Annotated in this window: 31 protein-coding genes; 14 read left to right on the forward strand and 17 right to left on the reverse strand. The window is 66.4% G+C overall.

From position 1 onward, the window contains the following. Positions 1-5: 5 nt before the first annotated feature. The 3 genes from FHR38_RS18225 to FHR38_RS18235 all read right to left on the reverse strand — a co-directional run bounded on the left by FHR38_RS18225 (position 6) and on the right by FHR38_RS18235 (position 2839). The gene (locus tag FHR38_RS18225) at positions 6-1739 is read right to left on the reverse strand and encodes an ABC transporter ATP-binding protein (RefSeq protein WP_184535793.1); all 1734 of its coding nucleotides are present in this window, start codon (positions 1737-1739) and stop codon (positions 6-8) included. Positions 1740-1905: 166 nt separating this feature from the next. Beyond that, positions 1906-2367: a MarR family winged helix-turn-helix transcriptional regulator gene (locus tag FHR38_RS18230; protein WP_184535794.1), complete on the reverse strand. Its 462-nt coding sequence runs from the start codon at positions 2365-2367 to the stop codon at positions 1906-1908. A 25-nt stretch (positions 2368-2392) separates the two neighbouring features. After that, complete coding sequence (locus tag FHR38_RS18235; RefSeq protein ID WP_184539858.1) at positions 2393-2839, reverse strand: DoxX family protein; 447 nt, start codon at positions 2837-2839, stop codon at positions 2393-2395. 89 nt (positions 2840-2928) lie between these two features. Here FHR38_RS18235 and FHR38_RS18240 point away from each other — a divergent pair, with 89 nt between their 5' ends. Beyond that, a complete protein-coding gene (locus FHR38_RS18240) occupies positions 2929-3516 on the forward strand; it encodes a TetR/AcrR family transcriptional regulator (RefSeq protein ID WP_184535795.1) in 588 nt (195 codons plus the stop codon). 38 nt (positions 3517-3554) lie between these two features. Here FHR38_RS18240 and FHR38_RS18245 read toward each other — a convergent pair whose 3' ends face one another. After that, the gene (locus FHR38_RS18245) at positions 3555-4994 is read right to left on the reverse strand and encodes a GuaB1 family IMP dehydrogenase-related protein (protein WP_184535796.1); all 1440 of its coding nucleotides are present in this window, start codon (positions 4992-4994) and stop codon (positions 3555-3557) included. Between the two features lie 92 nt (positions 4995-5086). Then, a complete protein-coding gene (locus FHR38_RS18250) occupies positions 5087-6862 on the reverse strand; it encodes an acetyl/propionyl/methylcrotonyl-CoA carboxylase subunit alpha (protein ID WP_184535797.1) in 1776 nt (591 codons plus the stop codon). A gap of 197 nt (positions 6863-7059) precedes the next feature. Here FHR38_RS18250 and FHR38_RS18255 point away from each other — a divergent pair, with 197 nt between their 5' ends. The 6 genes from FHR38_RS18255 (at position 7060) to FHR38_RS18280 (ending at position 12376) form a co-directional block, all read left to right on the forward strand. Further along, on the forward strand, positions 7060-7680 hold the full coding sequence (locus tag FHR38_RS18255; protein WP_184539860.1) for a PadR family transcriptional regulator: 621 nt from the start codon (positions 7060-7062) through the stop codon (positions 7678-7680). A gap of 120 nt (positions 7681-7800) precedes the next feature. Further along, positions 7801-8757, forward strand: a complete 957-nt coding sequence (locus tag FHR38_RS18260) for an ATP-binding cassette domain-containing protein (RefSeq protein WP_184535798.1) — start codon at positions 7801-7803, stop codon at positions 8755-8757. A 26-nt stretch (positions 8758-8783) separates the two neighbouring features. Next, entirely contained in the window at positions 8784-9548 is a 765-nt protein-coding gene (locus FHR38_RS18265; RefSeq protein WP_184535799.1) for an ABC transporter permease, read from the forward strand. A gap of 121 nt (positions 9549-9669) precedes the next feature. Continuing rightward, on the forward strand, positions 9670-10866 hold the full coding sequence (locus FHR38_RS18270; protein WP_184535800.1) for an MFS transporter: 1197 nt from the start codon (positions 9670-9672) through the stop codon (positions 10864-10866). Positions 10867-10953: 87 nt separating this feature from the next. Further along, a complete protein-coding gene (locus FHR38_RS18275) occupies positions 10954-11274 on the forward strand; it encodes a PadR family transcriptional regulator (protein ID WP_184539862.1) in 321 nt (106 codons plus the stop codon). A 37-nt stretch (positions 11275-11311) separates the two neighbouring features. After that, positions 11312-12376 carry a hypothetical protein gene (locus tag FHR38_RS18280; protein WP_184535801.1) on the forward strand — a complete coding sequence of 355 codons (1065 nt, stop codon included), beginning with the start codon at positions 11312-11314 and terminating at the stop codon, positions 12374-12376. Positions 12377-12516: 140 nt separating this feature from the next. On the opposite strand, the gene FHR38_RS18285 is transcribed toward FHR38_RS18280, so the two are convergent. The 4 genes from FHR38_RS18285 to FHR38_RS18300 all read right to left on the reverse strand — a co-directional run bounded on the left by FHR38_RS18285 (position 12517) and on the right by FHR38_RS18300 (position 15392). After that, a complete protein-coding gene (locus FHR38_RS18285; protein ID WP_184535802.1) occupies positions 12517-13170 on the reverse strand; it encodes an O-methyltransferase in 654 nt (217 codons plus the stop codon). 9 nt (positions 13171-13179) lie between these two features. Next, positions 13180-13851: a Maf family protein gene (locus FHR38_RS18290; RefSeq protein ID WP_184535803.1), complete on the reverse strand. Its 672-nt coding sequence runs from the start codon at positions 13849-13851 to the stop codon at positions 13180-13182. Between the two features lie 70 nt (positions 13852-13921). Then, a complete protein-coding gene (locus FHR38_RS18295) occupies positions 13922-14263 on the reverse strand; it encodes a hypothetical protein (protein WP_184535804.1) in 342 nt (113 codons plus the stop codon). Between the two features lie 4 nt (positions 14264-14267). Further along, positions 14268-15392, reverse strand: a complete 1125-nt coding sequence (locus FHR38_RS18300) for a hypothetical protein (RefSeq protein ID WP_184535805.1) — start codon at positions 15390-15392, stop codon at positions 14268-14270. A 62-nt stretch (positions 15393-15454) separates the two neighbouring features. On the opposite strand from FHR38_RS18300, the gene FHR38_RS33280 reads away from it, so the two are divergent. Continuing rightward, complete coding sequence (locus FHR38_RS33280) at positions 15455-15934, forward strand: PH domain-containing protein (protein WP_184535806.1); 480 nt, start codon at positions 15455-15457, stop codon at positions 15932-15934. Between the two features lie 105 nt (positions 15935-16039). Here FHR38_RS33280 and mycP read toward each other — a convergent pair whose 3' ends face one another. The 4 genes from mycP to FHR38_RS18325 form a co-directional block, all read right to left on the reverse strand. After that, positions 16040-17176 (reverse strand): type VII secretion-associated serine protease mycosin, encoded by a 1137-nt coding sequence (gene mycP, locus FHR38_RS18310; protein ID WP_184535807.1) that lies wholly within the window; start codon positions 17174-17176, stop codon positions 16040-16042. Next, positions 17173-18432: a hypothetical protein gene (locus tag FHR38_RS18315; protein ID WP_221449077.1), complete on the reverse strand. Its 1260-nt coding sequence runs from the start codon at positions 18430-18432 to the stop codon at positions 17173-17175. Before FHR38_RS18315 ends, mycP begins: the two co-directional genes overlap by 4 nt. After that, positions 18432-18857, reverse strand: coding sequence for a hypothetical protein (locus tag FHR38_RS18320; protein ID WP_184535809.1), 426 nt, complete (start codon positions 18855-18857; stop codon positions 18432-18434). Before FHR38_RS18320 ends, FHR38_RS18315 begins: the two co-directional genes overlap by 1 nt. An 83-nt stretch (positions 18858-18940) precedes the next feature. Then, positions 18941-19168 carry an acyl-CoA carboxylase subunit epsilon gene (locus FHR38_RS18325; RefSeq protein WP_184535810.1) on the reverse strand — a complete coding sequence of 76 codons (228 nt, stop codon included), beginning with the start codon at positions 19166-19168 and terminating at the stop codon, positions 18941-18943. A 92-nt stretch (positions 19169-19260) separates the two neighbouring features. On the opposite strand from FHR38_RS18325, the gene FHR38_RS18330 reads away from it, so the two are divergent. Further along, positions 19261-21189 carry a serine/threonine-protein kinase gene (locus tag FHR38_RS18330; protein ID WP_184535811.1) on the forward strand — a complete coding sequence of 643 codons (1929 nt, stop codon included), beginning with the start codon at positions 19261-19263 and terminating at the stop codon, positions 21187-21189. A 50-nt stretch (positions 21190-21239) separates the two neighbouring features. After that, entirely contained in the window at positions 21240-21506 is a 267-nt protein-coding gene (locus FHR38_RS18335) for a hypothetical protein (protein ID WP_184535812.1), read from the forward strand. 99 nt (positions 21507-21605) lie between these two features. On the opposite strand, the gene FHR38_RS18340 is transcribed toward FHR38_RS18335, so the two are convergent. Both FHR38_RS18340 and FHR38_RS18345 read right to left on the reverse strand, forming a co-directional pair. Then, positions 21606-21914, reverse strand: a complete 309-nt coding sequence (locus FHR38_RS18340) for a recombinase zinc ribbon domain-containing protein (protein WP_184535813.1) — start codon at positions 21912-21914, stop codon at positions 21606-21608. Beyond that, a complete protein-coding gene (locus tag FHR38_RS18345; protein ID WP_184535814.1) occupies positions 21911-22114 on the reverse strand; it encodes a hypothetical protein in 204 nt (67 codons plus the stop codon). The genes FHR38_RS18340 and FHR38_RS18345 overlap by 4 nt, the downstream gene beginning before the upstream one ends. 243 nt (positions 22115-22357) lie before the next feature. On the opposite strand from FHR38_RS18345, the gene FHR38_RS18350 reads away from it, so the two are divergent. Continuing rightward, a complete protein-coding gene (locus tag FHR38_RS18350) occupies positions 22358-22579 on the forward strand; it encodes a winged helix-turn-helix domain-containing protein (protein ID WP_184535815.1) in 222 nt (73 codons plus the stop codon). 62 nt (positions 22580-22641) lie between these two features. Here the strand turns inward: FHR38_RS18350 and FHR38_RS18355 are convergent, their stop codons facing one another. Continuing rightward, positions 22642-23196: a Uma2 family endonuclease gene (locus tag FHR38_RS18355; RefSeq protein ID WP_184535816.1), complete on the reverse strand. Its 555-nt coding sequence runs from the start codon at positions 23194-23196 to the stop codon at positions 22642-22644. Positions 23197-23295: 99 nt separating this feature from the next. Between FHR38_RS18355 and FHR38_RS18360 the strand changes: the two genes are divergently transcribed. Further along, positions 23296-24042, forward strand: coding sequence for a M50 family metallopeptidase (locus FHR38_RS18360; protein WP_184535817.1), 747 nt, complete (start codon positions 23296-23298; stop codon positions 24040-24042). Positions 24043-24130: 88 nt separating this feature from the next. Here FHR38_RS18360 and FHR38_RS18365 read toward each other — a convergent pair whose 3' ends face one another. Next, complete coding sequence (locus tag FHR38_RS18365; protein WP_184535818.1) at positions 24131-24721, reverse strand: TetR/AcrR family transcriptional regulator; 591 nt, start codon at positions 24719-24721, stop codon at positions 24131-24133. A gap of 112 nt (positions 24722-24833) precedes the next feature. Here FHR38_RS18365 and FHR38_RS18370 point away from each other — a divergent pair, with 112 nt between their 5' ends. Beyond that, entirely contained in the window at positions 24834-25211 is a 378-nt protein-coding gene (locus FHR38_RS18370) for a DUF4267 domain-containing protein (RefSeq protein ID WP_184535819.1), read from the forward strand. A gap of 215 nt (positions 25212-25426) precedes the next feature. Next, positions 25427-25966 (forward strand): hypothetical protein, encoded by a 540-nt coding sequence (locus tag FHR38_RS18375; RefSeq protein ID WP_184535820.1) that lies wholly within the window; start codon positions 25427-25429, stop codon positions 25964-25966. Positions 25967-25970: the final 4 nt, after the last annotated feature.

Consider the following 25970-nt stretch of genomic DNA (forward strand, 5'->3'; position numbering starts at 1 on the left):
CTCGCTCATGCCGGCACCGCCGAGCTGAGCTGGGATGCCACGATCTCCGCGTACGTCGGACAGGTGTCGAGGAGTTCGTCGTGTCGTCCGCGGCCGACGATCGCGCCATCGTCGAGGACGAGGATCTGATCGGCATCCATGATCGTGGAGACCCGCTGGGCCACGATGACCACTGCGGCGTCGGCGGTGATCGGGCGCAGTGCCGCCCGTAGCCGAGCGTCGGTGCCCAGGTCGAGTGCGGAGAACGAGTCGTCGAACAGGTAGATCTCCGGGCGGCGGACCAGGGCGCGGGCGATCGCCAGCCGTTGTCGTTGTCCACCGGAGACGTTGGTGCCGCCCTGGGCGATGGGGGCGTCGAGCCCCTCCGGCATCGCCTCGACGAAGTCCCGGGCCTGGGCCACCTCCAGCGCCACCCACAGTTCCTCGTCGGTGGCGTCCGGATTGCCGTAGCGCAGGTTGCTGGCGACCGTGCCGGAGAAGAGGTACGGCCGTTGCGGCACCAACCCGATCCGGCTCCAGAGCAGGTCCGGGTCGAGGTCGCGGACGTCCACCCCGTCCACCCGTACCGAGCCGGCGGTCGCGTCGAAGAGCCGGGGAACCAGGGACAGCAGTGTCGTCTTGCCGGCGCCGGTACTACCGATGATCGCGGTCGTTCTGCCCGCTTCGGCATGGAAGGAGATGTCCCGGAGTACGGGTGCCGCCGCCCCCGGGTACTGGAACCGCACCCCGGTCAGCTCCAGGTCGCCCCGGAGACCGACCTCGGTGACCGGCTCCTGCGGCGGGGCCACTGACGACTCGGTGTCGAGCACCTCCACGATCCGTTCGGCACAGACCGCTGCCCGGGGCACCATCATCGTCATGAAGGTGGCCATCATGACCGACATCAGGATCTGCATCAGGTAGCTCAGGAAGGCGGTCAGCGCGCCGACCTGGATCTCGCCAGCGTCGATCCGGCCCGCGCCGAACCACAGTACGGCGACGCTGGAGAGGTTGAGCACCAGCATCACGATCGGAAAGATCAACGCCATCAACCGGCCGGTACGCAGGGCGGTGGCGGTCAGCTCCGCGTTGGCCGTGTCGAAACGTTCGGTCTCGTATGGCTCGCGGACGAACGCCCGGACCACTCGGATGCCGGTGATCTGCTCGCGGAGCACTCGGTTGACGACGTCGATCCGGGTCTGCATGAGCCGGAACTGCGGGACCATCCGGCGGACGATCGAACCGATGGCCAGGGCCAACACCGGCACGCTGACCAGCATCAGCCAGGAGAGGCCGACGTCTTCCCGGAGCGCCATGATCACGCCGCCGACGCACATGATCGGTGCCGCCACCAGCATGGTGCAGCTCATCAGTACGAGCATCTGCACCTGTTGCACGTCGTTGGTGTTGCGGGTGATCAACGAGGGGGCACCGAACTGGGCTACCTCGCGGGTCGAGAAGCTCAACACCCGATGGAAGATGAACGATCGGACGTCCCGCCCGAAACCCATGGCGACCCTGGCACCCAGGTAGACCGCGACGATCGAGCAGGCGATCTGGAGACCACTGACCAGGAGCATCCATCCTCCGGTACGGAGGATGTAGCCGGTGTCGCCCCGGACGATGCCCTGGTCGATGATGTCGGCGTTGAGGCTCGGCAGGTAGAGCGAGGCGATGGTGCCGACCAGCTGGAGCAGCACCACGGCGGTGAGTGCCCCTGTGTAGGGCCGTAGGTGGGTGCGGAGTAGTCGGGTCAGCACCGGTGCCCTCCGGAGTCACTTGGATACGTCAGGACGCCAGAATCGCAGCGTCGGAACGACCTGTCGTCCGAATTTCCCCGCACCGGGTGTCGTCTACCCGGTCCGCGTCGTACCGATCCGGTCGGCCCGCATCGGCCTGGTCCGGTTGGCCCTCGTCGTCGGGTGGCTAAGCGCATCTGTCGTTCTCCCCGTTGGACGTCGTCTTGATCAGTTCGAGTAGGAACTCGCGGATCACGGCCGCCTTTGCCGGGTCGGCGTCGACCGACGTGAGCGGCGGGTTGCGGTGGATGACCGTGAGCAGTGCCTGGATCCGGTCCGTCCCAGCTGGAGTGAGAGTCAGCTGCACCGTACGCCGGTCGGTCTCGCTCCGGTGCCGTTCGACCAGCCCGTCCCGGGCGAGGGTGTCGACGACGCCGGTGAGGGTGGCCGGGCGTACGAAGCATCGGGCGGCGACCTCGTGGTGGGGCAGATTTCCGTGCTCGGCGAGGGTGATCAGGGCGACCATGCCGGCTGGCGTGAGACCGTGATGCTCGGCCAGGTAGCGATGCCACTGTTGCGACATCAGGTGCCCGGCTACGGCGACGAGTCGACCGATTGGTGCGTTGTGTAGGTCGTGCCGTGGATCCATGCCGCGTATGTTAGCTCCCTAATCATTAGGACCCAAACAAGACGCCGAGCGCCGCCCCGACGAAGGCGACCTGGAGCGCGGTCCGGGGCACCAGCGGCGTCGCCGGTCGGCCGTCCACGGTCAGCTTGCGCCGGGCGGCGGAGACGTTCGCCGGGAACATGGCCAGCATCAGCAGGGCCAGTGCGCCCGCCGCCCACGGAGCGGTGGCCGCGATCAGCAGGCCCACCGCCCCGACGAGTTCCAGCACGCCGGTGATGGTCACCAGTAGATCCGGCCGGGGCAGGGCGGGCGGCACCATCGCGATCATTTCCGTGCGCCGGGTGCCGACGAAGTGGACGACGCCGGTGAGGGTGAACATCAGGGCGAGGCCGATCCGCAGGGCGGGCAGCCAGTCGTCGAGGGCGTCGACGCCGAGCAGGCCGGCGGTGCGGGCGGCGACGAATCCAACGATCAGGGCGATCAGCGGGGCCACGAAGACTCCAATCAGGGAGCGCAATCTTGTCAGTGGAAAGACTGACTCGACGGGTGGCATCTTGTCAACGGCAAGATATGCTGCTGGGCATGGCAGGAGAGAGTTCCGCAGGCCGGACGTACCACCATGGCGACCTGCGGCGGGCGTTGCTGTCGGCAGCCGTCGAAGCGATTGGGGAGTACGGCCCCACGGCGCTGAGCCTGCGCGACCTGGCCCGCCGCGCGGGCGTCTCGCACGCCGCCCCCGCCCACCATTTCGGGGACAAGGCCGGGCTGCTCACCGCACTGGCCGCCGAAGGGTTCAACACCCTCGCCGACGACCTGTCCCAGGTGACCCGGGAGACCGGCAGCCTGCTGGAGACCGGGGTGGCCTACCTTCGGTTCGCCATCGAACACCGGGCCCACTTCGAGGTGATGTTCCGCCCCGACCTCCATCGCAGCGACGATGCCGAACTCGTCGCCGCCCAGCGCCGGGCCGGCGAGGCGCTCAGCGCCGGCGTGGCCACGCTGCCCGCCGCGCCCAGCGGGCTGGATGCCCGGTTCGCCGGGCTGTCCGCCTGGTCCATCGTGCACGGCTTCGCGACGTTGTGGCTGGCCGGTGCACTCCCGGACGACGTGGTGGGTCCGGATCCCGAGTCAGCCGGTCGAGTCGTCCTCCAGCGCCTCTTCCCCGACTGAGGCGTCCGGAAGGGACCCTTCCTGACGTCAAAGATCCCTCACCAGCTTGTCGGCAGCGGCATTCCCTCGGCGTACCCGGCCCGGCTCTGCACTCCGACCAGTGCCCTCGCGTGGAACTCGGACAGGTTGGCCGCCCCGGCGTACGTGCACGCGCTGCGTACCCCCGCGACGATCTCGTCGATCAGGTCCTCGACTCCCGGGCGGTGCGGGTCGAGGAACATCCGGGCCGTCGAGATGCCCTCCTCGAAGACCGCCTTGCGGGCCTGCTCGAACAGGCTGTCCTCGCCGGTACGGGCGCTGACCGCACGCGCCGACGCCATTCCGAAGCTTTCCTTGTAGCGTCGCCCGTCGACGTCGGTGTAGAGATCACCGGGGGACTCGTAGGTGCCGGCGAACCACGAGCCGATCATCACGTTGGACGCCCCGGCAGCCAGTGCCAGGGCGACATCTCGTGGGTGGCGGATGCCGCCGTCGGCCCACACGTGCCGACCGAGCTGGGTGGCGGCGTCGGCACAGTCGAGTACGGCCGAGAACTGTGGTCGGCCGACCCCGGTCATCATCCGGGTGGTGCACATCGCGCCCGGCCCGACCCCGACCTTGACGATGTCCGCGCCCGCCTCGACGAGGTCCCGGACCCCGTCGGCGGTGACGACGTTGCCGGCGGCGACCGGCACCGGTGGGTCGAGCGCCCGCACCGCTCGTAGGGCGGCGAGCATCCGTTCCTGGTGGCCGTGCGCGGTGTCCACGACCAGGGTGTCCACCCCGGCCTCGACGAGTGCCGCGGCCTTTCCCGCCACGTCGCCGTTGATCCCGATCGCGGCGGCGACCCGCAACCGGCCCTCGGCGTCCACCGCGGGCCGGTAGAGGGTGGCGCGTAGTGCGCCCTTCCGGGTCAGTACGCCGACCAGCCGCCCGTCCTCGTCGACCACGGGGGCGAGGCGCCGCCGCCCCCGGGACAGTACGTCGAACCCGGCGCGCGGATCGGCCTCGGCCGGTACGGTGTGCAACTCGGTGGACATCACCCGATGCAACTGGGCGAACCGGTCGACGCTCTCACAGTCCGCCTCGGTGACCACACCGATCGGTCGCTCGTCGTCATCGACCACCACGACCGCACCGTGCGACCGCTTGGGAAGCAGGTGGATCGCGTCACCGACGGTGTCGTGCGGACCGAGCGTGATCGCCGTGTCGTGCACCAGATGACGCTGCTTCACCCACGCGACGACCTCGGCCACCACCTCGATCGGGATGTCCTGTGGCAGGACCGTGATTCCACCGCGCCGGGCCACGGTCTCGGCCATCCGACGCCCGGCCACGGCCGTCATATTGGCGACCACGATCGGAATCGTGGTGCCGGTCCCGTCGACCGTAGAAAGATCGACATCGAGCCGTGATCCGATGCTGGACCGGACCGGGGCCATGAAGACATCGTCGTACGTCAGGTCGTGCGCGGGGGCCGCGCCGGAAAGGAACCGCACCCGCCCATCATGCCCGTGACTGATCTAGCCGGCATGCTCGCCGGGAGATCTCGTGAACCGAGACACCGCGAAGAGGTTCCCCGAGTACGACCTCAGGCCGGGGGCGGGGTGATGGCGCAGATCGCCGAGCCGGCGGTGATCACCGCGCCCACCTCGGCGGAGAGGCCACTGACGACACCGCTGCGATGGGCGTTCAGCGGTTGCTCCATCTTCATCGCTTCGAGCACCACGACCAGGTCACCTTCGGCGACCAGGTCCCCGTCGGCTACCGCGATCTTGACGATGGTGCCCTGCATCGGCGAGGTGAGCGTGTCGCTGCTGGCCCCGCCGCCGCCCTTCGTGCCGGCACCCCGTCGGGCGGGACGGCGGCTACCGGTGGCGGTGTTACCCGGGGCGCTGGCCGTACCCGCTCCCATGCCGGCCGGCAGGGTCACCTCCAGCCGCTTGCCACCCACCTCGACCACGACGGTCTCGCGGGCGGCGGGTGCCTCCACTGGTGCGGCGGGGGCGGTGAAGGGCGGCACGGTGTTGTCGAACTCGGTCTCGATCCACCGGGTGTGTACGGCGAAGGGCGCGGCGGTGAAGGCCGGGTCGCGGACCACCAGCCGGTGGAACGGCAGCGCGGTGGCCATTCCGGCGACCACCATCTCGTCCAGGGCACGCCGGGCGCGTTCCAGCGCCTCGGTCCGGGTCTCCCCGGTGATGATCACCTTGGCGAGCAGCGAGTCGAAGTTGCCGCCGATCACGTCGCCGGCCGAGATGCCGGTGTCGACGCGTACCCCGGGGCCGGAGGGCAGGCGCAGCGCGGTGACCGTGCCGGGGGCGGGCAGGAAGCTGCGGCCCGGATCCTCGCCGTTGATCCGGAACTCGATGGAGTGTCCGCGCGGCGTCGGGTCCTCGGTCAGCCGTAGCTTCTCACCGTCGGCGATGCGGAACTGCTCGCGGACCAGGTCGATGCCGGCGGTCTCCTCGGTGACCGGGTGCTCCACCTGCAACCGGGTGTTGACCTCCAGGAAGGAGATCGTCCCGTCCGCGCCGACCAGGTATTCGACCGTGCCGGCACCGTGGTAGCCGGCCTCCCGGCAGATCGCCTTGGCGCTGTCGTGGATCGCGGCGCGCTGCGTCTGGGTCAGGAACGGCGCGGGGGCCTCCTCGACCAGCTTCTGGTGTCGGCGTTGCAGGGAGCAGTCCCGGGTGCCGACGACGACCACGTTGCCGTGCTGGTCGGCCAGGACCTGGGCCTCGACGTGCCGGGGCCGGTCCAGGTAGCGCTCGACGAAGCACTCACCCCGACCGAAGGCGGCCACCGCCTCCCGGGTGGCCGACTCGAACAGCGCCGGGATCTCCTCCATGGTGCGGGCCACCTTGAGCCCGCGTCCGCCACCACCGAACGCCGCCTTGATGGCGACCGGCAGACCGTGGTCGATGGCGAAGGCCATCACCTCGTCGGGGCCGCCGACCGGGTCCGGGGTGCCGGGCACCAGAGGAGCGCCGGCCCGCTGGGCGATGTGCCGGGCGGTGACCTTGTCACCCAGGTCGCGGATCGCCTGCGGGGTGGGGCCGATCCAGGTCAGGCCCGCGTCGATGACGGCCCGTGCGAAGTCGGCGTTCTCCGAGAGGAAGCCGTAACCCGGGTGTACGGCGTCCGCGCCGGACCGCTTGGCGAGGTCGAGGAGCTTGTCGATGCGCAGGTACGTCTCGGCGGCGGTGTCGCCGCCCAACGCGTACGCCTCGTCGGCGATGGTGGCGTGCAGCGCGTCGCGATCGGAGTCGGCGTAGACGGCCACGCTGCCCAGCCCGGCGTCCCGGCAGGCGCGGATGACCCGGACGGCGATCTCGCCCCGGTTGGCGATGAGTACCTTGCGCACGCTGTTCCCCTTAGCTGGCTTCGTGACCCTCTGGTTCGTGAGTGCGGGCACCGAGAAGTTGGCTCCTAGAAATTACTGAACGGGAGTTTAGTGGTCACGTTGATCAACTTGATCGGTCGGCGGTGTGGGATGTTGCACTGGTCAACAGATGTTAGTCAAATTTGGCTATTACGCTGTTCGTCGTGTCAGCAACTCGAATGATGATCCTCGGACTGGTCCAGTGGATGCAGCCGGTGCACGGCTACGACGTGCGGCGTGAGCTGCTCAGCTGGGGTACCGACCGGTGGGCGAACATCCAACCGGGGTCCATCTACCACGCGCTACGCAAATTGACGGCCGAAGGATTGCTGCGGGAGGTGGCTACCGAACAGGTCGGTGGCCGGCCGGCACGTACCACGTACGAGATCACCAGCAAGGGTGTGGACGAGTTCGAGACCCTGCTCCGCGATCAGTGGTGGCAGTTGCACTCGCAGCCCGACCCGTTCATCTCGGCGTTCTCGTTCCTGCCGGCGCTGCCCAGGGAAGAGGCCGCGGCGGCGCTGCGCAACCGGGCCCGCGTCCTGCGGGCCGGTAACGAGTCGATGCGTGCCTCGTTGGACTCGGATTGGATCCGCAAGTCCAAGCCGGTGCATGTGGGCTGGATGTTCGAGCTGTGGTGCGCCCGGGCCCAGGCGGAGATCGGCTGGTGCGAACGGATCGCCGAGTTGATCGAGTCGGGTGTGCCGTACCTGCCGACGGGGCTGGTGGCGCAGGAGGGCTGGGACGGGTGGCAGGACCGAGACGCTGACGGGGCGGAGACGCGCAATAGTCAACGTTGACTAAAAAACTTATATCGCGTTAGCCTCGGCGGGAAGCGTTGGGGTGGCCGCCTGCTGCGTGGTCCCCGGGGGAATCACGGTCGGCGGGAACCCGTCGGCCTTGGCTGACCAGGAGCAGAAATGATCGAGACCAGGGGGTTGCGGAAGTCGTTCCGCTCCCGCCAGGGCAAGGAGAAGAAGACCGTCGACGCCGTACGCGGGGTTGACCTCACCGTCGCCGCCGGTGAGATATTCGGCTTCCTCGGCCCCAACGGGGCCGGCAAGACCACCACACTGCGCATGCTCGCCACCCTCATCGAGCCGGACGGCGGCGAGGCGATCGTGGCCGGTGCCAACCTGCGCACCGACCCGGCCGAGGTGCGCCGCCGGATCGGTTACGTCGCCCAGGGCGGCAGCACCTGGGACGAGTCCACCGCCCGCGAGGAACTGGTGCTCCAGGCCCGGATGTACGGCATCGGCAAGGCCGAGGCGCAGCGCCGGGCGGTCGCCTCGTTGGCCGCCTTCCAGCTGACCGAGTACGCCGACCGCAAGTGCAAGACGTACTCCGGTGGTCAGCGCCGCCGCGTGGACATCGCGCTCGGCATCATCCACGAGCCGAAGATCGTGTTCCTGGACGAGCCGACCACCGGCCTCGACCCGCAGAGCCGGGCCCACATGTGGGACGAGATCCGCCGGTTGCGTACGGCCGGCATGACGGTCTTCATCACCACGCACTACCTGGACGAAGCCGACGCGCTGTGCGACCGGATCGCCATCATGGACCACGGCGAGATCGTGGCCGAAGGCACGCCCGGCGAACTCAAGCGGGAGATCTCCGGCGACGTGGTGCTCGTCGGCATCGACGGAGCCGCCCCGCAGGCCGCCCAGGTGCTGGACAGCCAGGAGTACGTGACCAAGCTGGAAACCCCCGAGGAGGGGGGCCTACGCCTCTACGTCGACGACGGTGCCACGGCCATCCCGCAGATCCTCCGGGTGCTCGACGGTGCCGGCCTGGCGTTGCGCTCCATCGAGCTGCACCGGCCCAGCCTCGACGACGTGTTTCTCACCAAGACCGGCCGCTCGCTGCGCGAGTCCTGAGCACCGCGTACACCCAGGAGACCACCATGAAACTCGTCCGCGACACCTGGCTGATCTTCCAACGGCAGACCCTGCTGCTGGTCCGCCAACCCGTCTGGCTCATCGTCGGCGTCTTCCAGCCGGTGATGTACCTGCTGCTCTTCGCGCCACTACTCAAACCGGCGCTCGCGCCGCTCGGGGCCGACACCGACGCCGAGATGTACCGGATCTTCATTCCCGGACTGCTCGTACTGCTGGCCATCTTCGGCGGCCTGTTCCAGGGCTTCGGCCTGATCGCCGAACTCCGGGCCGGCATCATCGAACGGTCCCGGGTCACCCCGGTCAGCCGGTTCGCCCTGCTGCTCGGCCGGTCCCTACGTGACGTCGTCTCCCTGCTGGTCCAAGCCGTGATCATCACCGTGCTGGCGCTGCTGCTCGGCCTGCGGGTGCAGCTCGGCCACCTGCTGCTGGCGTATCTGCTGTTGGCCCTGATCGCGTTGATGACCGCGACCGTCTCCTACGGTGTCGCGCTCGTGGTCAAGAGCGAGGACGCCCTCGCCCCGCTGATGAACACCGTGGCCCAACCGGTCCTGCTGCTCTCCGGCATCCTGCTGCCGCTGGCCTTCGCCCCCAGCTGGCTCCAGCGGGTCGCCGACTGGAACCCGTTCTCCTGGGCGGTCGACGGCGCCCGGGCGCTGTTCGCCGGCGATATCGGCGACCCGTCGGTCTGGCAGGGGCTGACGATCATCGGAGTGATCACCGTCCTGGCCGTGATCTGGGCCGCCCGCGCCTTCGCCCGCAGCGTCCGCTGACGTACCCCGGGAGCTGTCCCTGTGGCTCGCGCCGGGGCGGCTCCCCGCGTGAGCTGGCTTTCGACGTGAGCTGACTCCCCGAACCGGCGGGGCCGGTCAAAGCGCTTGTAGCGTAACGACCGTGCCCCGCCTCATCCATGACCGAATCACCTGGTTGACCTACGCCCAACTGGGCGTGTGGGGCTTCTTCCTCTACGGGTTCGGCCCGGTCGTGCCCCTGCTCCGCGACGAGCAGGGCACCAGCGCCGCCGTCGCCAGCCTGCACAGCACCAGCGTCGCCCTCGGTGCCCTGATCGGCGGCTACCTCTTCCCGCTCCTGACCCGGCGGTTCGACCGAGGACCGGTGCTCTGGTGCAGCCTCGCCGGGATCGCCGTCGGTGCCATCGGACTGACCACCCTCCGACCCCTGCCCGCCACGCTCGCCGCCGTCGTCGTCGCGGCCACCTTCGGCACGATGGTGGTCTGCGGGGTGAACACCGTACTCGCCGACCACCACCGGTCCGCCGCACCCGCCGCGATCAGCGAAGCCAACGCCGCCTGCGCCGGCCTGGGCGTACTCGCCCCCCTCGTCATCGGCCTCGCGGTCAGCGCCGGTATCGGCTGGCGACCGGCGCTCGCCGTCGAGGTCGCCCTGATCGCGCTCGTCGCGCTCGCCGCCGTCACCTTCCGGGTACGCCTACCGCAGGCCGCCTCCGCTGCCGCGGCTGCCGAAACCGGGTCGAGGCGTCTGCCCCGGGCCTACTGGCTGGCCTGGGCGCTGATGAGCGTCACCGGCTCGATCGAGATCTGCCTATCACTCTGGGGAGCCGACGTGCTACGCACCCACGCCGGCCTGTCCCGGGGAGCAGCCTCTGCCGCGCTCGCCGCGATCGTGGGCGGCATGTTCCTCGGTCGGCTCGTCGGTGGGCGGATCGCCCTCCGGGTCGCCCCCGTGCCGCTGCTGCTCGGCGCGTTGTCGGTCTCGCTGCTCGGCTTCACCCTGTTCTGGGCGTTCCCGGTCGGCTGGATCGCAGTCGCCGGACTGATGATCATGGGGCTGGGCAACGCCATGCACTACCCGCTGGGCATCTCGATCGCCCTGGCCGCCGCCAAAGGTCAGGCTGACCGGGCGGCAGGCTACTCGTCGTACGCGATGGCGGTGGGGTCCGGGATCGCGCCGGTCGTACTCGGGTGGGTGGCCGACGGCGTCGGACCGCACCTGGCCTTCCTGCTGCTGCCGGTGTTCATCGCGGTGTCCGCACTGCTCGCCCTGCGCCTCGGCCGGATCCTGCGCCCCCGTGTGTCGGCCACCCCACCACCGACCCCCGCCCCGGTGTAGCGACGCCGGTCAGCGTCGGCGCGAGCACTCGTCGGACGACGTTGACGATAAATTGATCATCTACATATATTAATCGGCGTGCCTTCGATGCGTGAGCCCACGTTCCTGATCCTGACCGCGTTGGCCGCTGGTCCTCGTCATGGGTACGGCATCATCCAGGACGTCGCCACCCTGTCGGAGACTCGGGTCAGCCTGCTACCAGGCACCCTCTATACCGCGCTGGACCGGCTGACCGCCGAGGGACTGGTCGAGCGCGACCACGAGGAAACCGTCGACGGGCGGTTACGCCGCTACTACCGGCTGACCTCCGCCGGGGTCGAAGCCCTTGATGTCGAGACCGCTCGGCTACGTCAGCTCGCCACCGCAGCCGAGACACGTCTGCGCAGCATTCGGCCCCGTACCGCCTGATCGCCGTTCCCACATTCCCTGCCACGAGGGGAAGGCCATGCCTGGTGACCTGCTCGCCCGCCGCTATCGCCGGCTGCTGGTCTGCTATCCGCGCGCCTACCGGCGTTCGCGGGGTGAGGAGATCGTCGACACGCTGCTCGACAACGCCCCACCTGGACGTACTCGGCCCACCGTCCAAGAGTCCGTGAACCTGATCCGGCACGGTCTGCGGGCCCGGCTTGGTCGCCCGGCCAGCCGTACCGTGGTCTTCTGTTCCGTCCTCACCGCCGTCATCTGCGCGCTGTTCACCGCCGCTGCGGCCACCCGGGTCGCCTGGGAGACCTCCCCACCCCAGCCCAACCGCGCCGAGGCCACCGCCATCTTCAGCACGATCCTGCCCGACCACAACCTCGACGACATCTCGGTTCCGCCCGCACTATTCGTCATCTACGGACAACCCCTCGACGGTGGCGAATACGCGCTGGGCGCCACTGCGGCGTACCGCAATGGCGTTCCCCCGGTCGACCAGCGGCACACGCTCGCCCTGGCTCAGCAGCGCCTGCGCGAGACCGGCTGGCGCGTCTACGAGCCGACGGGCCGCAACTCCCCCCAATGCGAAGGTCCGTCGTGTGACCTCGCCACCCTGCCCACGGATACCACGCTTCTCGCCCGTCGTGGCGACACCATCCTTGAACTGACGTTGACATCCGACTTCGCGTACGACAGCGCCTATCTCAGCGTCAGCCTGCGCCCGGCGACTCCGGCCGCTGTCTACCCGGCTGGCGTCCTCGGCGGCCTGTTCGGTGCCGTCGCCGCGTGGCTGCTGTTTGCCTGGGCCAGCCGGCGTACCGAACGGCACCCCGGCCGTGAAACCATCACCGCCCTGTTCACGGCCACCATGCTCCTGTGGTGGCTGCCAGTCCTCCCGGTTGCCCCCGGCATGATCCACTACGGGTTCGGTGCCCCGCGACCACAGTGGCCTGCCCTGTGGGAGTTCCTTGGCCAGCCCACCTTCTTCCTGTCCTTCCTCGCCGGCTGTGCCGGTGCGCTGCTCGGACTGGCCCTTGCCGCGCTGCCGGCCCAGTACGGTCGGAGAGCCCGGAGGCCACACCGATCCGCCTGAGCCGGCCCCGACGATGGCGAGACAGCCCCATGAGGGGACAGACGCGGCGCGTCGCAGTGAAGCGCCAGCCTTTGGTCATGGTCACGACCCGGCCAGCCCTGGCTCGCTGGACTACTGCAAAGCCCGACGGCAGGTACGGATCAGCGGCGGCGGCCCAGGGTCAAACCATCGGCCACCGGCAGCATCACCAGGTCGACCCGCTCGTCGGCGCGGGCCATGTCGTTGAAGGCGGCGATCGCGCGGTCGCTCTCGTCGCGTGGGGCCAGCACCCGGCCGCCACGGAGTACGTTGTCCACCGCGATCAGGCCGCCCGGCCGCATCCTCGGCACCAACTCGTCCCAGTAGACCGGGTAGCCAATCTTGTCCGCGTCGATGAAGGCCAGGTCGAGGTACGGCTCGGTCGGCAGCGCACGCAGAGACTCGGCCGCGGGGCCGATGCGTAGCTCGATCCGGTCGCTCACGCCAGCCCGGTCCCAGTACCGCCGAGCCACCGAGGTGAACTCGTCCGAGATGTCGAAACAGGTCAGCTTTCCGTCGGCGGGTAGCCCACGGGCGATCGCCAGCGACGACATGCCGGTGAAGGTGCCCACCTCCACCGCCTGGCGTGCGTCGACCAGCCGGGTGAGAAAGGTCAGCAGCGCTGCCTGCTCCGGAGCGACCTGCATCCGTGCGTCCTCGGGTAGCAGGGCGATCGTCTCTTCGGTCAGCGCCTGGGCGATCTCGTCGGGTGGCGACCCGTGCGCCACCAGATAGGTGTGGAGTTCCTCGGTCAGCGGCAGTGGCTTCATGGTCACGATCAGACGCTAATCGAGTGGGGCGGAACCGAGTGGCCCGGGCCCGGGTGGCGGCCAGGCATTCGCCCACAGGTCGACGATCCGCAGGTCGAGGTCGCGGAGCATCCTGCGCAGTAGCGGCAGGGACAGGCCGACGACCGTACCGGGGTCGCCCTCCACCCGCTCGACGAACGGCCCGCCCAGACCGTCGATGGTGAACGCGCCGGCGACGTGTAGCGGCTCACCCGTCGCCACGTACGAGACGATCTCGTCATCGGAGAGGTCGGCGAAGTGCACGGTGGTGGCGGCGACCTCGGCCACCCGCCGGCCGGTCGTCACGTCGATCAGGCAGTGCCCGGTGTGCAACACCCCACTGCGGCCCCGCATCCGTTCCCAACGCTTGGTGGCATCCGCCGCGTCTGTCGGCTTGCCAAGGATCTCGCCGTCGAACGCAAGCACGGAATCACACCCGAGTACGAGAGTGCCCGGCTCGCTGGTCGACCCGATCCGCTCGGCGACCGCCTCCGCTTTCAGCGTCGCCAAGGTCAGGCTCAGGTGGCCCGCCCCCCGGGTGGGGTCTGCCGTCGATTCGTCCACCCCGCTGACCAGCACATCGGGTTCGATTCCGGCGGCCTGCAGCGTCTTGAGGCGCGCCGGGCTCGCCGAGGCGAGGACGAGGCGGGGTCGTGTGGTCGTACGCACAGCGACTCACGCTACCTGGTCAAGCCGCGTACACCCCTGGCAGACCAGAGCTGGGATACAGCGTCGAGATTCATCTGTCGAAGTCCTTGTGAGGAGGGGAACTGTGGGATGAATCCTCCTTCGAACGAGCCTCCTCCTGTTCGACGGTGCTCAACAAAGCGGCACGAGCTTCGGCGCTTAACTGTCGGTAATGATCAACGAGCTTGGCGGCGCGATCTTGGAGGTGTTCTCGGTAAGTGTCTGCCTGAAGAAGGTCGCGTCCTCGGATCCGACCGTTAGCAATCTCACGGCGAATCTCGTCGGTAAGTGGATTGCCGCTCGGAGAGAGCGTCTCAGCTTGGCGGCGGATCAATGCGTGCGCACGTTCGATGCGCGTCGAGGGAATCGGAACATTGGGTGGGCTGAAGTTCAAGTTGTCACCTCGGGACAGGTATGTAGATGCAGTTTCGGCCGGCTGGATCTGGGTCGGAGAGCAAGAGCTTCGGGAGGTCAGAAGGAGGCTCAACGCTGGGCATCCCGATAACTGCTGCGGCAAGCTGCCAGCCATGGTAGAGCTGTCGGAAGAAGTCGACGATGAACATGACGGCATCAGCGGCTGCGATTATTGCGTCAATGATGGTTCCCCAGCCGCCACTAAAGAGCCCAGTGAAGATTCCGATGGATTCCAGTGCTAGGTCAATGAGTTCTCCAACTAGGTAGTTCAGTATCTGGTAGCCCCAATAGGCGACCTCTACGTAGCCTTTGCAGATATCAAAAAGATAGTCATAGAAATCCTTTTCGAGCTTCATCGCGTCGGTGAGCTGTTGGAGGTAGAAGATGGCGTTGTCTGCGGCGTTTCCCGACCACGACCAGGCCAGGGCGTCGTCAACGTATTCGATATTGCTGCGAAGATCGCTTACGGCACCCCCGGCGCTCAACCAAGCGTGGCCGTAGCGTGCGAACACTTGCCAATCACCGGAGAATATTTGAAGGACTTCCTCTATGGGATCCCTCCCGTACATCTCCTTTATGACCTCGCGTAGCCACCAGTTCATGCTGACTACATCATTGATGTTGCCAATCCACTTTGCGATCTCCGCGACTTTGGGCTGCATGCCGCTTACGTCGCTCGGCGGGCCATGGTGCAAGTTGTCCAGAGGGTCGGCGACATCTTGGAAGCTGGCGGCCGTGCGTGCATGACTCGGCCACCGGTCTGGCGTGGTGGGAGGTGTTGGAGGGTGAGATGTGTGAGGAAGCTGGTTGTCCATATTCGCGGCGACGGACCTATCGGTCCTGCGGTAATCGGCGGCGCTGGCTGCAAAGTTGACCGCCGCGCTGTGCCAAACCCGAGATACCCATTCAAGCCGTTCTTCGGCTCGATGTACCAGGTCATCATGATTGAAGGTGAACCATGCTGGTAGGCCTTGGCCTCCTACCTGCTCCGCAGTTCCCTTCGCGAGATGTCTGTCTATGTATCCCGTGATTTCTGGTACGCGTTCGCGGTTTCGTTGTAGTAACGCAGAGACGCGTTCAATTGCCTCTGGGTCAACGGTGAATGTCATCTTCGTCCTCTGTTACGTTAGCCGTCGCCAACTCCCCTTGACGAGTCTGAGAAGATAGCTCTGTGACTAAGCTTCTAACGCTGCGTTCGGCTGTTGATGCCTGGTTTTACGGGCTATTTGGGGTGACGTGTGCGGCCACGACACTAAGTGCGGCTTTCGTGATTATTGTCGACGGAGACTTCGGATCTTCCCTTGGTCAGATGCTAATCGCATTGGTAGCTCTGGTTGTCATGTCGGTGGCATTATTGCGGATGGCGACGCTGCGCGTAGTGGTGCATGGCGACCATTTGCAACTGGTCAATCCTTTGCGCAGTTATCGCATTGCCTGGGGGGATATCGAGAAGGTCGAGCTTGTGAGTGATCGTGGTTGGCATGTCCTGGTATGGGTTGGCGATGCCCCGATTCGTGCCTGGGGTCTATCGAAGTTTGGTCGGTTCGGAGCTGCTGCCAACAGTGCCTATGATGACCCGAATACGGACGCGCCTCGGTGGCTCCGAGAAGGTCATGCGACGCTTCGTCGATACTGGCGCAAGCACCGATGAATTCTTGGGGGAGATCGCCCCCCGCTCCGTTAGCGTTGATTGCTTTGACTTGGAACCGTCAGACGGATTGTGAGTGCCGGCCCAAAGCATAGTTTCAGGGAGGACTCAACGTCTCCTTTCGATCGTCGCCCGGCGGAGGTAGAGCACCAAGACGATGACCATGAGTCCGACCGCTAGGGCAGCGAGTGCCGTGAAGGTGATGACTGTGGAACTGATTCCGTTGCCGCCCGAGGCGCCGGTGTCAGGTAGGGCAGTTGGATTGGTGCCTGGAGGAGTCGGAGCTGCGCTATTCTGCACCGGCTTTAGCGGAGGAACGTCTGCTGTCAGCGCTGCGACCAGGTCGAGTACGCCGTAGCCGTACTCATCGTCGCGGCCGGGCGCGCCCTTGTCGATGGCGGTGGAGGTCAACCTGTGCACGGCCTCTTCGGCAGACAGCTCGGGGTACTTGCTCCGTACCAACGCCGCCGCTCCGGCCACGATTGCTGTTGCGTCGGAAGTTCCGGTCCCCCTGGTGTATTTCCCATTAATGCTTGTGCTGTAGATATCGACACCCGGGGCCACTATATCCAACTGTTTCCCGGTGACTGATACGCTTGATCGATTACCAGTCCTATCCGTTGCCCCGACCGCGACAACTCCTTCAAGCATTGCGGGGAAGACTACCCCCAGATCGTCGGGTTGGTTCCCCGCTGCGGCAATGATCAGGATATCCGCCGAAATGGCCGAGCTTATGGCCGATCTTAATCTCGGAGATGAAGCCCCGCCTGCGGATATGGATATCACCCTCGCCTTTTTCTCAATGGCCCATTCCACTCCCTCGGCCAGGTCGTCGTTTATGCCGACGACACCAGGCTTCGAATATCGGACGGGGAGGATTTTGGCTTTGGGGGCAATGCCCAACGCTCCGTTACTTGATCCACGGCTATGGGCTGCTATGAGTCCAGCCATTGCAGTGCCGTGACTGCTGTAGTCATCCTGGCCGTCTCCGGACTCCCCTTGGGCGGTGACGGTTCCGGGTAGGAGGTTATTGCGCAGATCTGGGTGAGGGGCGACTCCGCTGTCGATGACAGCTACTTTCACACCTTCACCCTGGCTGATTTTATGGGCTTCGGCTGTGTTCAGGAAGCGAAGGTGCCACTGGTCCTCGCGGATGCGGTCGGCTTGAGCTGGCCTGGCGGGCAGTGCTGTAGCCATTGTGGCGCAGATGACAGCGAGTGTGACGCTTAAAATGCGACTCTTCATTTTTTGTGTCCGATGGCAGGGCCAGGATCGATTTGTCCGGGATCGGAGGGCGGCACAACGATAGGGGCTACTCCTTCATCTGTTTCCCAAAGGTTGTCAGGATCCCAACGGCGATCGATCTCGTCCTCGCGACGAGAGCGTCCATCGCGGCGAGGGCCGATCGAGTTTTTCGCCCCGCCGGCTTGCCTTACTCGGCTTTCACCGATTACGCCACCCACCGGATTCGTCTGACGGATGGGTGGACGCGCTCCAGGTTGGCCCAGTCCTCCGCCTGATTGGCCACCGATTAGCCCGCCAGGTGCCATTGCGCGAGGGGGGCCGGCTATTGCGCTTCCGCCAGACTTGGTGTGGGCGCCCGGGTGGAAAGGCGAAACGTTAGGTCCAGATGAAAACGGCGGCACGAGCGCCGCGCCAATTGAGCTAGCGGGGCCAGGTGGCGGGATAGCTCCAGGTGGAGCAACGGTGCCTGGATGTGGAATCGCCAATGGTGGGCTGGTACCGCCCAGCACGGGACCGCTGGTGGGTGCTGTAGGTGCAGGTAACTGGACGCCTGTTGGTGGAGCGTTTACCGCTGGTTTGGTGACCAGGCTTCCGCCGGTGACCAAAATTGGCGGAATGACAGGTGGTGCGGAAGGCTCTCCGTAGATGTCGTCATCGCCGATCGGCCTTTTGCCGGATGCCGGCTTGTACGGAGTGGGCTGCCTGATCTGGACGCGAGCCTCGATCAGCTCGCCGCTCAAGCCGCTCATCAAACTCCGCGCTTCCCGGTTCAGCTGCTCCAGTTCCGCATCGGTAGCCGGAGGTTTTCCCAGGGAAGCGCCGGGAACGTTCTTCAGCGTTGCTGTCTGAAGTTCGTAGCTGAACTTCTCCTGCCTCTTTGCCGCGTATTTCTCGTAGAGTTTTCGAAGCTTTTCTCGCGTCTGGCTGATGGCGGTGGTGGCGGTGGAGAAGATGGTGTAGTTCGCCTGAGCGGTGTCGTACGTCTGCTGGACGTTCTCGATGAGCTTGTCCAAATGGGCAACGTATAGACTTGCAGCCTCGCTCTTCTCCGGCGGCCAGGATTCCGTCAGGCTGACCCGATATTGCTTCAGGCGGGACAGGTGGGTCCACGTCAGCTCATATGTCTTGCGCCAAGCCGCGACCTGTCGCCAGTGGTTGTCTGTGTGGTGGTTCTTTACCAAATCCCAGAGCTGGGAAACGTCGTAGTGCCGCCAGTTGACTCCCGGCGGTAGACCACTACCATCATTCTTGATCATCATGTGGTCCCAGTGGGCGTGGTGGTCGGACCATCAGGATCCCGGAAGCCCTTCAGGTTCAGCGCTGCCTCGACGTCCTTCACCTGTGCAGCCGAGAATGCATCGCTGGTCGCGTAGTTCTCGCTGATTTTTTTGGCAGCGATGGCGAACCTGTTTGTCTCGTTCTGGTAGAAGTGCACCAAGTCGCTGGTGTTCACCAACGACTCGCGATGGTTGACCAGGAAGGCGAGAAGTTCCTGGAACTGGACGTCCACGGGGGGCAGCTCGACGGATACGTCGTCGCTGATGAGCTGCAGGTGCGGGATGTAGTTCTTGATCAGGTCGTTGCGCAGGTTGGCGGCGAACTCGTCCATGCGGCTGATGTCGGCTTCGATGTCACCGTAGCCGCGCAGCCAGCGTGGTCCTTGATCCTCCTCAGGAATCATTGGCCCTCCCCAAGCCCAACGACGATCCTGCCGCTCACTGAGGTTAGTCGGTTACGGCCAGTGTCGGCAGCCCGTATCGGGGCTCAGGTAGGGCGACCGGAGAGCCGCCAGGCATCGACGCCACGCTCCACCGGCAGGGCGGCTGCGCTAGCGGTTCGGGGGCGTCCGCTGCGTACCCAGGTCGATGCGGCCGGTGGCGCTGGTGGCATGGTGGGTCGGGAACGGGTGGCGAACGCGCCGACCAGGGCGGCGAGTTCCTCTACCGTCGGTACGCCACGGACTACCCGAAAGACCGGCTCCTGCGAAGACATATGACGAGAGTACGACGTTGCCAGTTGACGGACGCCTCACAATGCGCGTGCCGCGAGTGTGACCAAGCTCCGCGCCGGGTACCGTCCACGGGATGTCCGACGCGCTTCCTCAAATTGTTGCTGACCGTTACCGGCTCGTGAAGCCGCTCGGTCAGGGCGGCATGGGTCGTGTGTGGATGGCCCGTGACGAGGTGTTGCACCGCGACGTTGCCATCAAGGAACTGGTGCCGCCACCCGGACTAACCCCGGAAGAGCGTCGGGAGATGCGCGAGCGGTCTCTCCGCGAGGCGCGGGCCATCGCGCGACTCAACCACATCAACGTGGTCCGGGTTTTCGACGTACTTCGTACCGATGGCGATCCCTGGATCGTCATGGAGTACGTCCCGTCCCGCTCGTTGCAGGACGTTCTCGCCGACGATGGGCCGGTGGCACCGGCTCGCGCCGCCGAGATCGGCCTGGCCGTGCTCGGGGCGTTGAAGGCGGCACACAAGGCCGGCATGTTGCACCGGGATGTCAAGCCGGGCAACGTGTTGATCGGTGACGACGGCCGGGTGGTGTTGACCGACTTCGGGTTGGCGACCGTTCCCGGCGACCCGACCGTGACGCGTACCGGACTGGTGCTCGGGTCGCCCGCCTACATCGCCCCTGAACGGGCCAGGGACGGTACGACCGGCCCCGAGGCGGACCTGTGGTCGCTGGGCGCGACCCTGTACGCCGCAGTGGAGGGGCAATCGCCGTACGCCCGATCGTCGGCGATCGCGACGTTGACCGCGCTGGCGACGGAACCGCCACCACCCCCGAAGAACGCCGGACCGCTCAAGGCCGTACTCGCCGGCCTGCTCCGCAAGGATCCGACGCAGCGGATCAACGCCGAGGTGGCGGAGCGGCTGCTGCGCCGAGTCACCAGCAAGCGGTCGCGGGGGCCAATCTCACTGCTTGACGGCGTACGTCGGCCTGGGCCGAATGGTCCGCGCGAGGCGCGCCCGACGGTTGTTCCCGCACCCCGCCCCGCCGAGACTCCACCGGCACAGAAGCCGTCACCGCCGCCGGCCCAGAAGTCGGTCCAGAAGTCGTCGCCTCCAGCCGTACCCCCGCCGCCGGCCGCCAAGACAACGGTCCTGCCATCGGCTATCGCACAGACACCGTCTACCGGGTCGTCTCCGGCTGGCGCATCGTCTCCGGCTGACGAGGAGACGAAGCACACCCCGACAGCCGCACCAACCGCCCGGATGCCCGGCCCGGCGTCCGGCAGTGCTCCTGTGTTAGGAAGGGCCCCTTCACAGGCAGAAAGCGATAACAAGGGGCCCTTCCTAACCGGAAAGCGGTGGGTGTGGGTGGCGGGCGGCGTCGCGGCGCTGCTGCTCGCGTTGTTCGTGATCGTGCCGCTGGCCAACCGTGACCCGGACGATAACCAGGAGCCGGGGACCGGAGCGGGTGCGACGAGTTCGGCGGGCAGCCAGTCGGCAGCACCCCAGACCTCGACACCCGCGCAGACCCCGAGCGCGACGCCGTCGCCGACTGGACTGCCCGAGCCCGTCGTGCCGGCCGGCTGGTTCCTGCACACGGACAAGACCGGGTTCCGGATGCCGTTGCCCAACGGCTGGAAGGAATACAAACGGGAGCCGAACGGACCCGGTCCCGAGGATCAGCGGGTGTACTTCCAGGACGGCAAGGGCCGGTGGCTGCTCATCGACCAGACCACGACCCCCAAGGGTAGAGCCCTTGCCGATTGGATCAAGCAAGAAAAGACTCGCAGCAAGAGTGAGCAATATATTGCTCGAAAATACAGCTTAGTGTCGATTAAAGAGGTCGACTACCACTGGGAGAACTGCGCCGACTGGGAGTGGACGGAGACCGATGGTGGTCGGCGGATGCACGTACGTAACCGTGGCTTCGTGACCGCGAAGGACAAGGGGTACGCGATCCGCTGGAATGCTCCGGCCGAGCAGTGGGACGCTGACCTGGCCATTTTCAACGTCATCGCCGATGGGTTCCGGCCTGTTCGGGACGGCCGCGTATAAATCCGCTCTCCTCTGGGTACCAGTGACGGTACGACGAGAGGAGGTACGACATGAGCAACCGATTGAACCCGACGAAGCCCAGCGTGGCACTGTGGATGCTGATCGCCGTCGGGGACGTGGCGCTGATTATCGCCAGCGCGGGTATGGTCGCACTGATCGCCCTCGCGAGCGTCGTAACCGTGGCCGCCGCCACGGTAGGTGCGTGGCTGATTCTGCGGCGTAGCGTTCCCGCTCGGAATGCCGCACCCGCCCGCGTCGCCGTACCGGCCCGGATGCCCGTACACACGTCCCCGCGACAGCGGTTTCCGATCCGCTGACTCGTACCCGCCACCCCTGTTACCCGTTGATCAAGAGATTTGCGTCATTCTGGGGCTCCCAGCCTGACGCAAATCTCTTGATCAACGCGTGAGGGGCGATCAGGCAGGGACGAAGCGTACGTCCGCCAGGTCGCCGTGGACGACGATGCGTGCCCAGGTGTCGGCGGCCAGCGTCGTCAGGTCGCTCCGTCGGATGGTCGCGCCCCAATCGGTACGCGCCGCCACCGCCGTGCGGAACGCCATCAGCTCCAGGCCATTCGCGTCCGTCGCGCTGCGTCCGCATGGCGACAAACATCGGTACGACCGAGGCTGGCCGTCCTGTTGGGCCGGCTGCATCGGTTCCTCGCAGTAGCCGCAGTGCACCAGACCACGCAATGCCCAACGGTCAAGGTCGGCAGGGGTGGTCACGACGTACACCGGCGGGCCTGGGCGCGAATGATCGCGGCGATGTCCTCGCGGTCGTGGCTGAGCAGCGCGGTTCGGGCCTGGTCGTACGGGCCGCAGGGCCAGCGGCGACGGCAGTAGCGGCAGCGCGGGATGCGCAGCAGCCGCCACAGCGGGGAGGGTTGATGTCGGCGGAAGATGACGAGTGCGCGTATGCGCTCCACCCGGTACCTCCTGGGGAGTCGAGGTGGCGCGCGACGGCTCGCGGGTAGCGCTTGGGGAGAAACGCGAGCCGCCGCGCGCGAGGGGACCGATTCCGCCAGGTTGCGGACCAAGGGGATCGGCCATGTGCAACCTTATGCATAAGGGGAACTAAGGGCAAGACCTGATGCATCCTGCTGCATCTTGAGGCTTGTGGCTTCCGTGTCGACCGTGATCAAATGGCGGTGCGGACCAAGGGGTGAGAGATGCCTACCTCAAAGACTCAACAGATCATCAACGACTTGACTGGGAAGATCGAGTCAGGAGAGCTGGCGCCTGGTGCCCAGTTGCCGAGTACCGCTGAGCTTCGGGCCCAGTACGGGGTCTCGATCACGGTCGTCCGTGGGGCGATCAACTGGCTGAAAGCCAAGGGAATGGTCGAGGGCATGTCCGGGGTCGGGGTGTTCGTGGCTGAGCGGAACGACTAGCCCCCTTGCTCTCCCCAGCAGGGGCAGGGCGAGGGTGTGGGTGGACCAGGGGGAGGCCCGGGTCAGCGCAACAGTGTGGCCGGGTCGAGGTTGAGCCGGAACGGCTCAGCGATCTGAAGTGTCTCGCCAGACTTGGCGACAGCGTGTTCTACGTAGTGCTCACCATCGAGGCGAAACATCCGCAGCGTGAGTGTCGAAGCATCCTGTTCGACCAGGAGGTACCACGGGATGCGGGCGATCGCGTAGAGCTGCATCTTGACGACGCGATCAGCAGCGGCATTGCCGGGGGAAACGATCTCGCCGACCAGGCGTACCTCGGCTGCCTCTACCACCGCACCTTCGTCGTCTGTCTCGGCGACGACCAGGTCCGGGATGGCGATCCGACCAGAGCGTAGGCGGACGTTGACGGCTTCATAGACCGAGAGTTGCCCAGACAGGGTTGCCATCTCGATGGAGTTGGCCAGCCGCCGCGACAGGTGCTGGTGTCGCTTGCTCAGCGCTGGACTCACGATCAGGCTTCCGTCGAGGAGTTCGATTCGGTTGGGGGTCTCGTCGAAGGCGAAATAGTCCGGCTCAGTCCATGGGCCGAGGTGCGGTTCAAGAGCTGCGGAGGTCATCGCCCACCCCCTACTCCGTTCGCCATGCCCCGAGTCTCGCACGACGAGCGTCATCGTGGTGGTGGGCGAGCTTGCCCGGGTGGGTTAGGCTCGCGGCCCATGTTGTCGTTTGACGGGCTCACCGACCTCTGGGACCGGCTCTTCGGGGCACAGCCGGACCCGCCACCGCTGCTCGTCCTGATCACCGGGCTGCTCGCGCTCGTCGTGGTGCTGACCCGGCTGCCATGGCGGATCGGCCGCAATGCGATCACCATCGCCCACGAGGGCGGCCACGCACTCGCCGCACTGCTGACCGGTCGCCGGCTGCACGGCATCCGGCTGCACTCGGACACCTCCGGGCTGACCCTGTCGGCCGGGCGGCCGACCGGCTTCGGCATGGTGCTGACGCTGCTCGCCGGCTACATCGCGCCTTCGCTCGTCGGCCTGGCCGGTGCCTGGCTGCTCGGCGGCAACCGGATCACCCTGCTGCTCTGGGGCGCGGTCGTACTGCTGCTCGCCATGCTGGTGATGATCCGCAACGTCTTCGGCATCGTGTCGATCGTGGTCACCACCGCGGTTGTACTGGGTGTCTCCTGGTACGCCTCGCCGGACGTGCAGGCCGCGTTCGCGTACGCGGGGGTGTGGTTCCTGCTGATCGGCGGGGTACGACCGGTCGGCGAGTTGCAGTCCCTGCGCAGTCGGGGCCGGATGCCCCAGTCGGACGCGGACCAACTCGCCGGGGTGACCCCGCTACCGGCGCTGTTCTGGGTGGGCCTCTTCGGCGTCATCAACCTGATCGCGTTGCTGGTCGGCGCAACCCTGCTTGCTGGCCCGATACTTACCGAGTTCGGCCTGTTCGCAGAGTAGCGGTAACAGCGAGTCCGGCAACGAGCTGGATCCTGTCGTGGGCACAGCTGATGGGCTCGCCTCAGATCCTTGGCCTTTGAGTTACCCCTTATGGCGTCGGCCCGTTGGGAGTGTCGGCGATCTGAGCGACGAGAAAATCGAGTCGTTCGTCCTGGCCGTCCGGGGGGATGCGGTTGCTGTCCGACAGGACGGCCAGGCCGTGCAACGCGCTCCAGATGATTTCGGCGGACAGCCCCCGTCGCGCGTTGTCCGGGCGGAAGCAGTTGACGAACTCGCCGAAAGCAGCCCGCAGTGGAGGTGGTGTCTCGGCGCTCGCGAACTTCACGTCGGTGGGCAGGACGAACATGGCCTGGTACAGGGCAGGCCGGTCGGTCGCGAATTCCAGGTAGGCGTGGCAGACGGCGCGCAGGGCCTGCCCCGGTTCGAGGGCGGCCAGCCGTGCGCGACGCAGGTGGGCGGCGAGTTCGCTGAAGCCGTCGATGGCGACGGCGCTCACGATGGCGTTCTTGCCGTTGAAGTGGCTGTACAGCACCGGCTGGCTGTATTCGACGCGTTCAGATAGCCGTCGTGTCGTCACCGCCTCCCAGCCTTCGGCTTCCGCGAGTTCGCGCGCGGCCGTGACGATCAGTTGATGGCGGTGGGCGCGTTCACGTTCGCGGCGCTCGTTGATGGCGGACATGACGGCATCCTAGCAATGCTTGACATTCTATCGAGGCTAGATTTATGGTCGCTACCATTGCTAGCGCCGCTAGGAATTCTTGTAGCGCTGCCGTCTAGAGGGGAAGCAACCCATGCTCACCAACGTCGCCACCGTGCTAGCCGGACTGATCGGAGCAGGCATCATCTTCATGGGCGCGCGCGCCTTCTGGGCACCGCAGGCCGCAGTCGGCTTCGGCATTCCCGGCACGCCGGTCAAGGACCCCAACTTCCAGGCCTGGCTATCCGTCAAGGCCGTGCGCGACATAGCCTCGGGGCTCTTCATCCTCATCCTGCTGGCCGGAGCGACACCCCACCTACTGGGCTGGTTCATGCTGGCCGCCACCGGTATACCCGCCGGCGACGCACTGATCGTGTGGCGCAGCAACGGGCCCAAGGCGGCCGTTTACGGCATCCACGGGGCCACCGCCGTGGTGATGCTGGCGATCAGTGTCCTCCTGTTCGTCGGGTAACCGATTGCCACGCCGCTCCGGCTGGATATTGGGGCCACTGACGGATGGAGCTGACGACGACAGGTGCCGTCAAGGGGCGTACCCGGTGAAACACGGCGGCGAAGCAGGGCAGGCATCGAGGTTCTACATTGGCGCGTTATCGTGCGATCCTGGGCGCTGTGCAGACGATGTCGCCTCGATTTCACTTCTCCGTCGGGTTCACGCACGCCCGATCGATGCGGATCGCGACGGAGGTGTTCCTCGGTGTCCTGATCACCGCCTCCGCTGCCTTTGTCGGATACATGATCGGGCAACTGGTGATGTGGGGAACCGCCGACTCCATCGCTGATGAGCAGAAGTGGTTGCCCCCGTTGGTGGCTGTGATCCTGATGGTGCCGGCAGCACTCTGTTCGGTGCTGATGGTTGCCGCCGTCGTCCGAAGGGGAGCTTGGTTGAGCGGCACCCAACTGACCGTACGGGTGCTGCGGCGGCGGACCGTTGATCTGGCGACCGCCCGGTCGGTGGCACTGGACATGGTTCCCAGGCCGAGGAAGCTCGCTCCGCCGCTGCCCCAGTTGTCGGTGGTCGGTGCCGACGGTCGAACGCTGCGGCTGCGGCTGGCCAGCCGAGAAGGGCATCCACTGCCACAGGAGCAGCTACTCGGACTCGCCACCGTATTGTCGACCGCACGTTACCCGGGTGCGGCAGAAACGGTGTCGTGGCTGCGGGATGCCGCCGCACAGGCCATTCCCACGGTTCGTAGGCTGAGTAAATGACTGT

The organism is Micromonospora polyrhachis (genome assembly GCF_014203835.1).
Taxonomy (GTDB): domain Bacteria; phylum Actinomycetota; class Actinomycetes; order Mycobacteriales; family Micromonosporaceae; genus Micromonospora_H; species Micromonospora_H polyrhachis.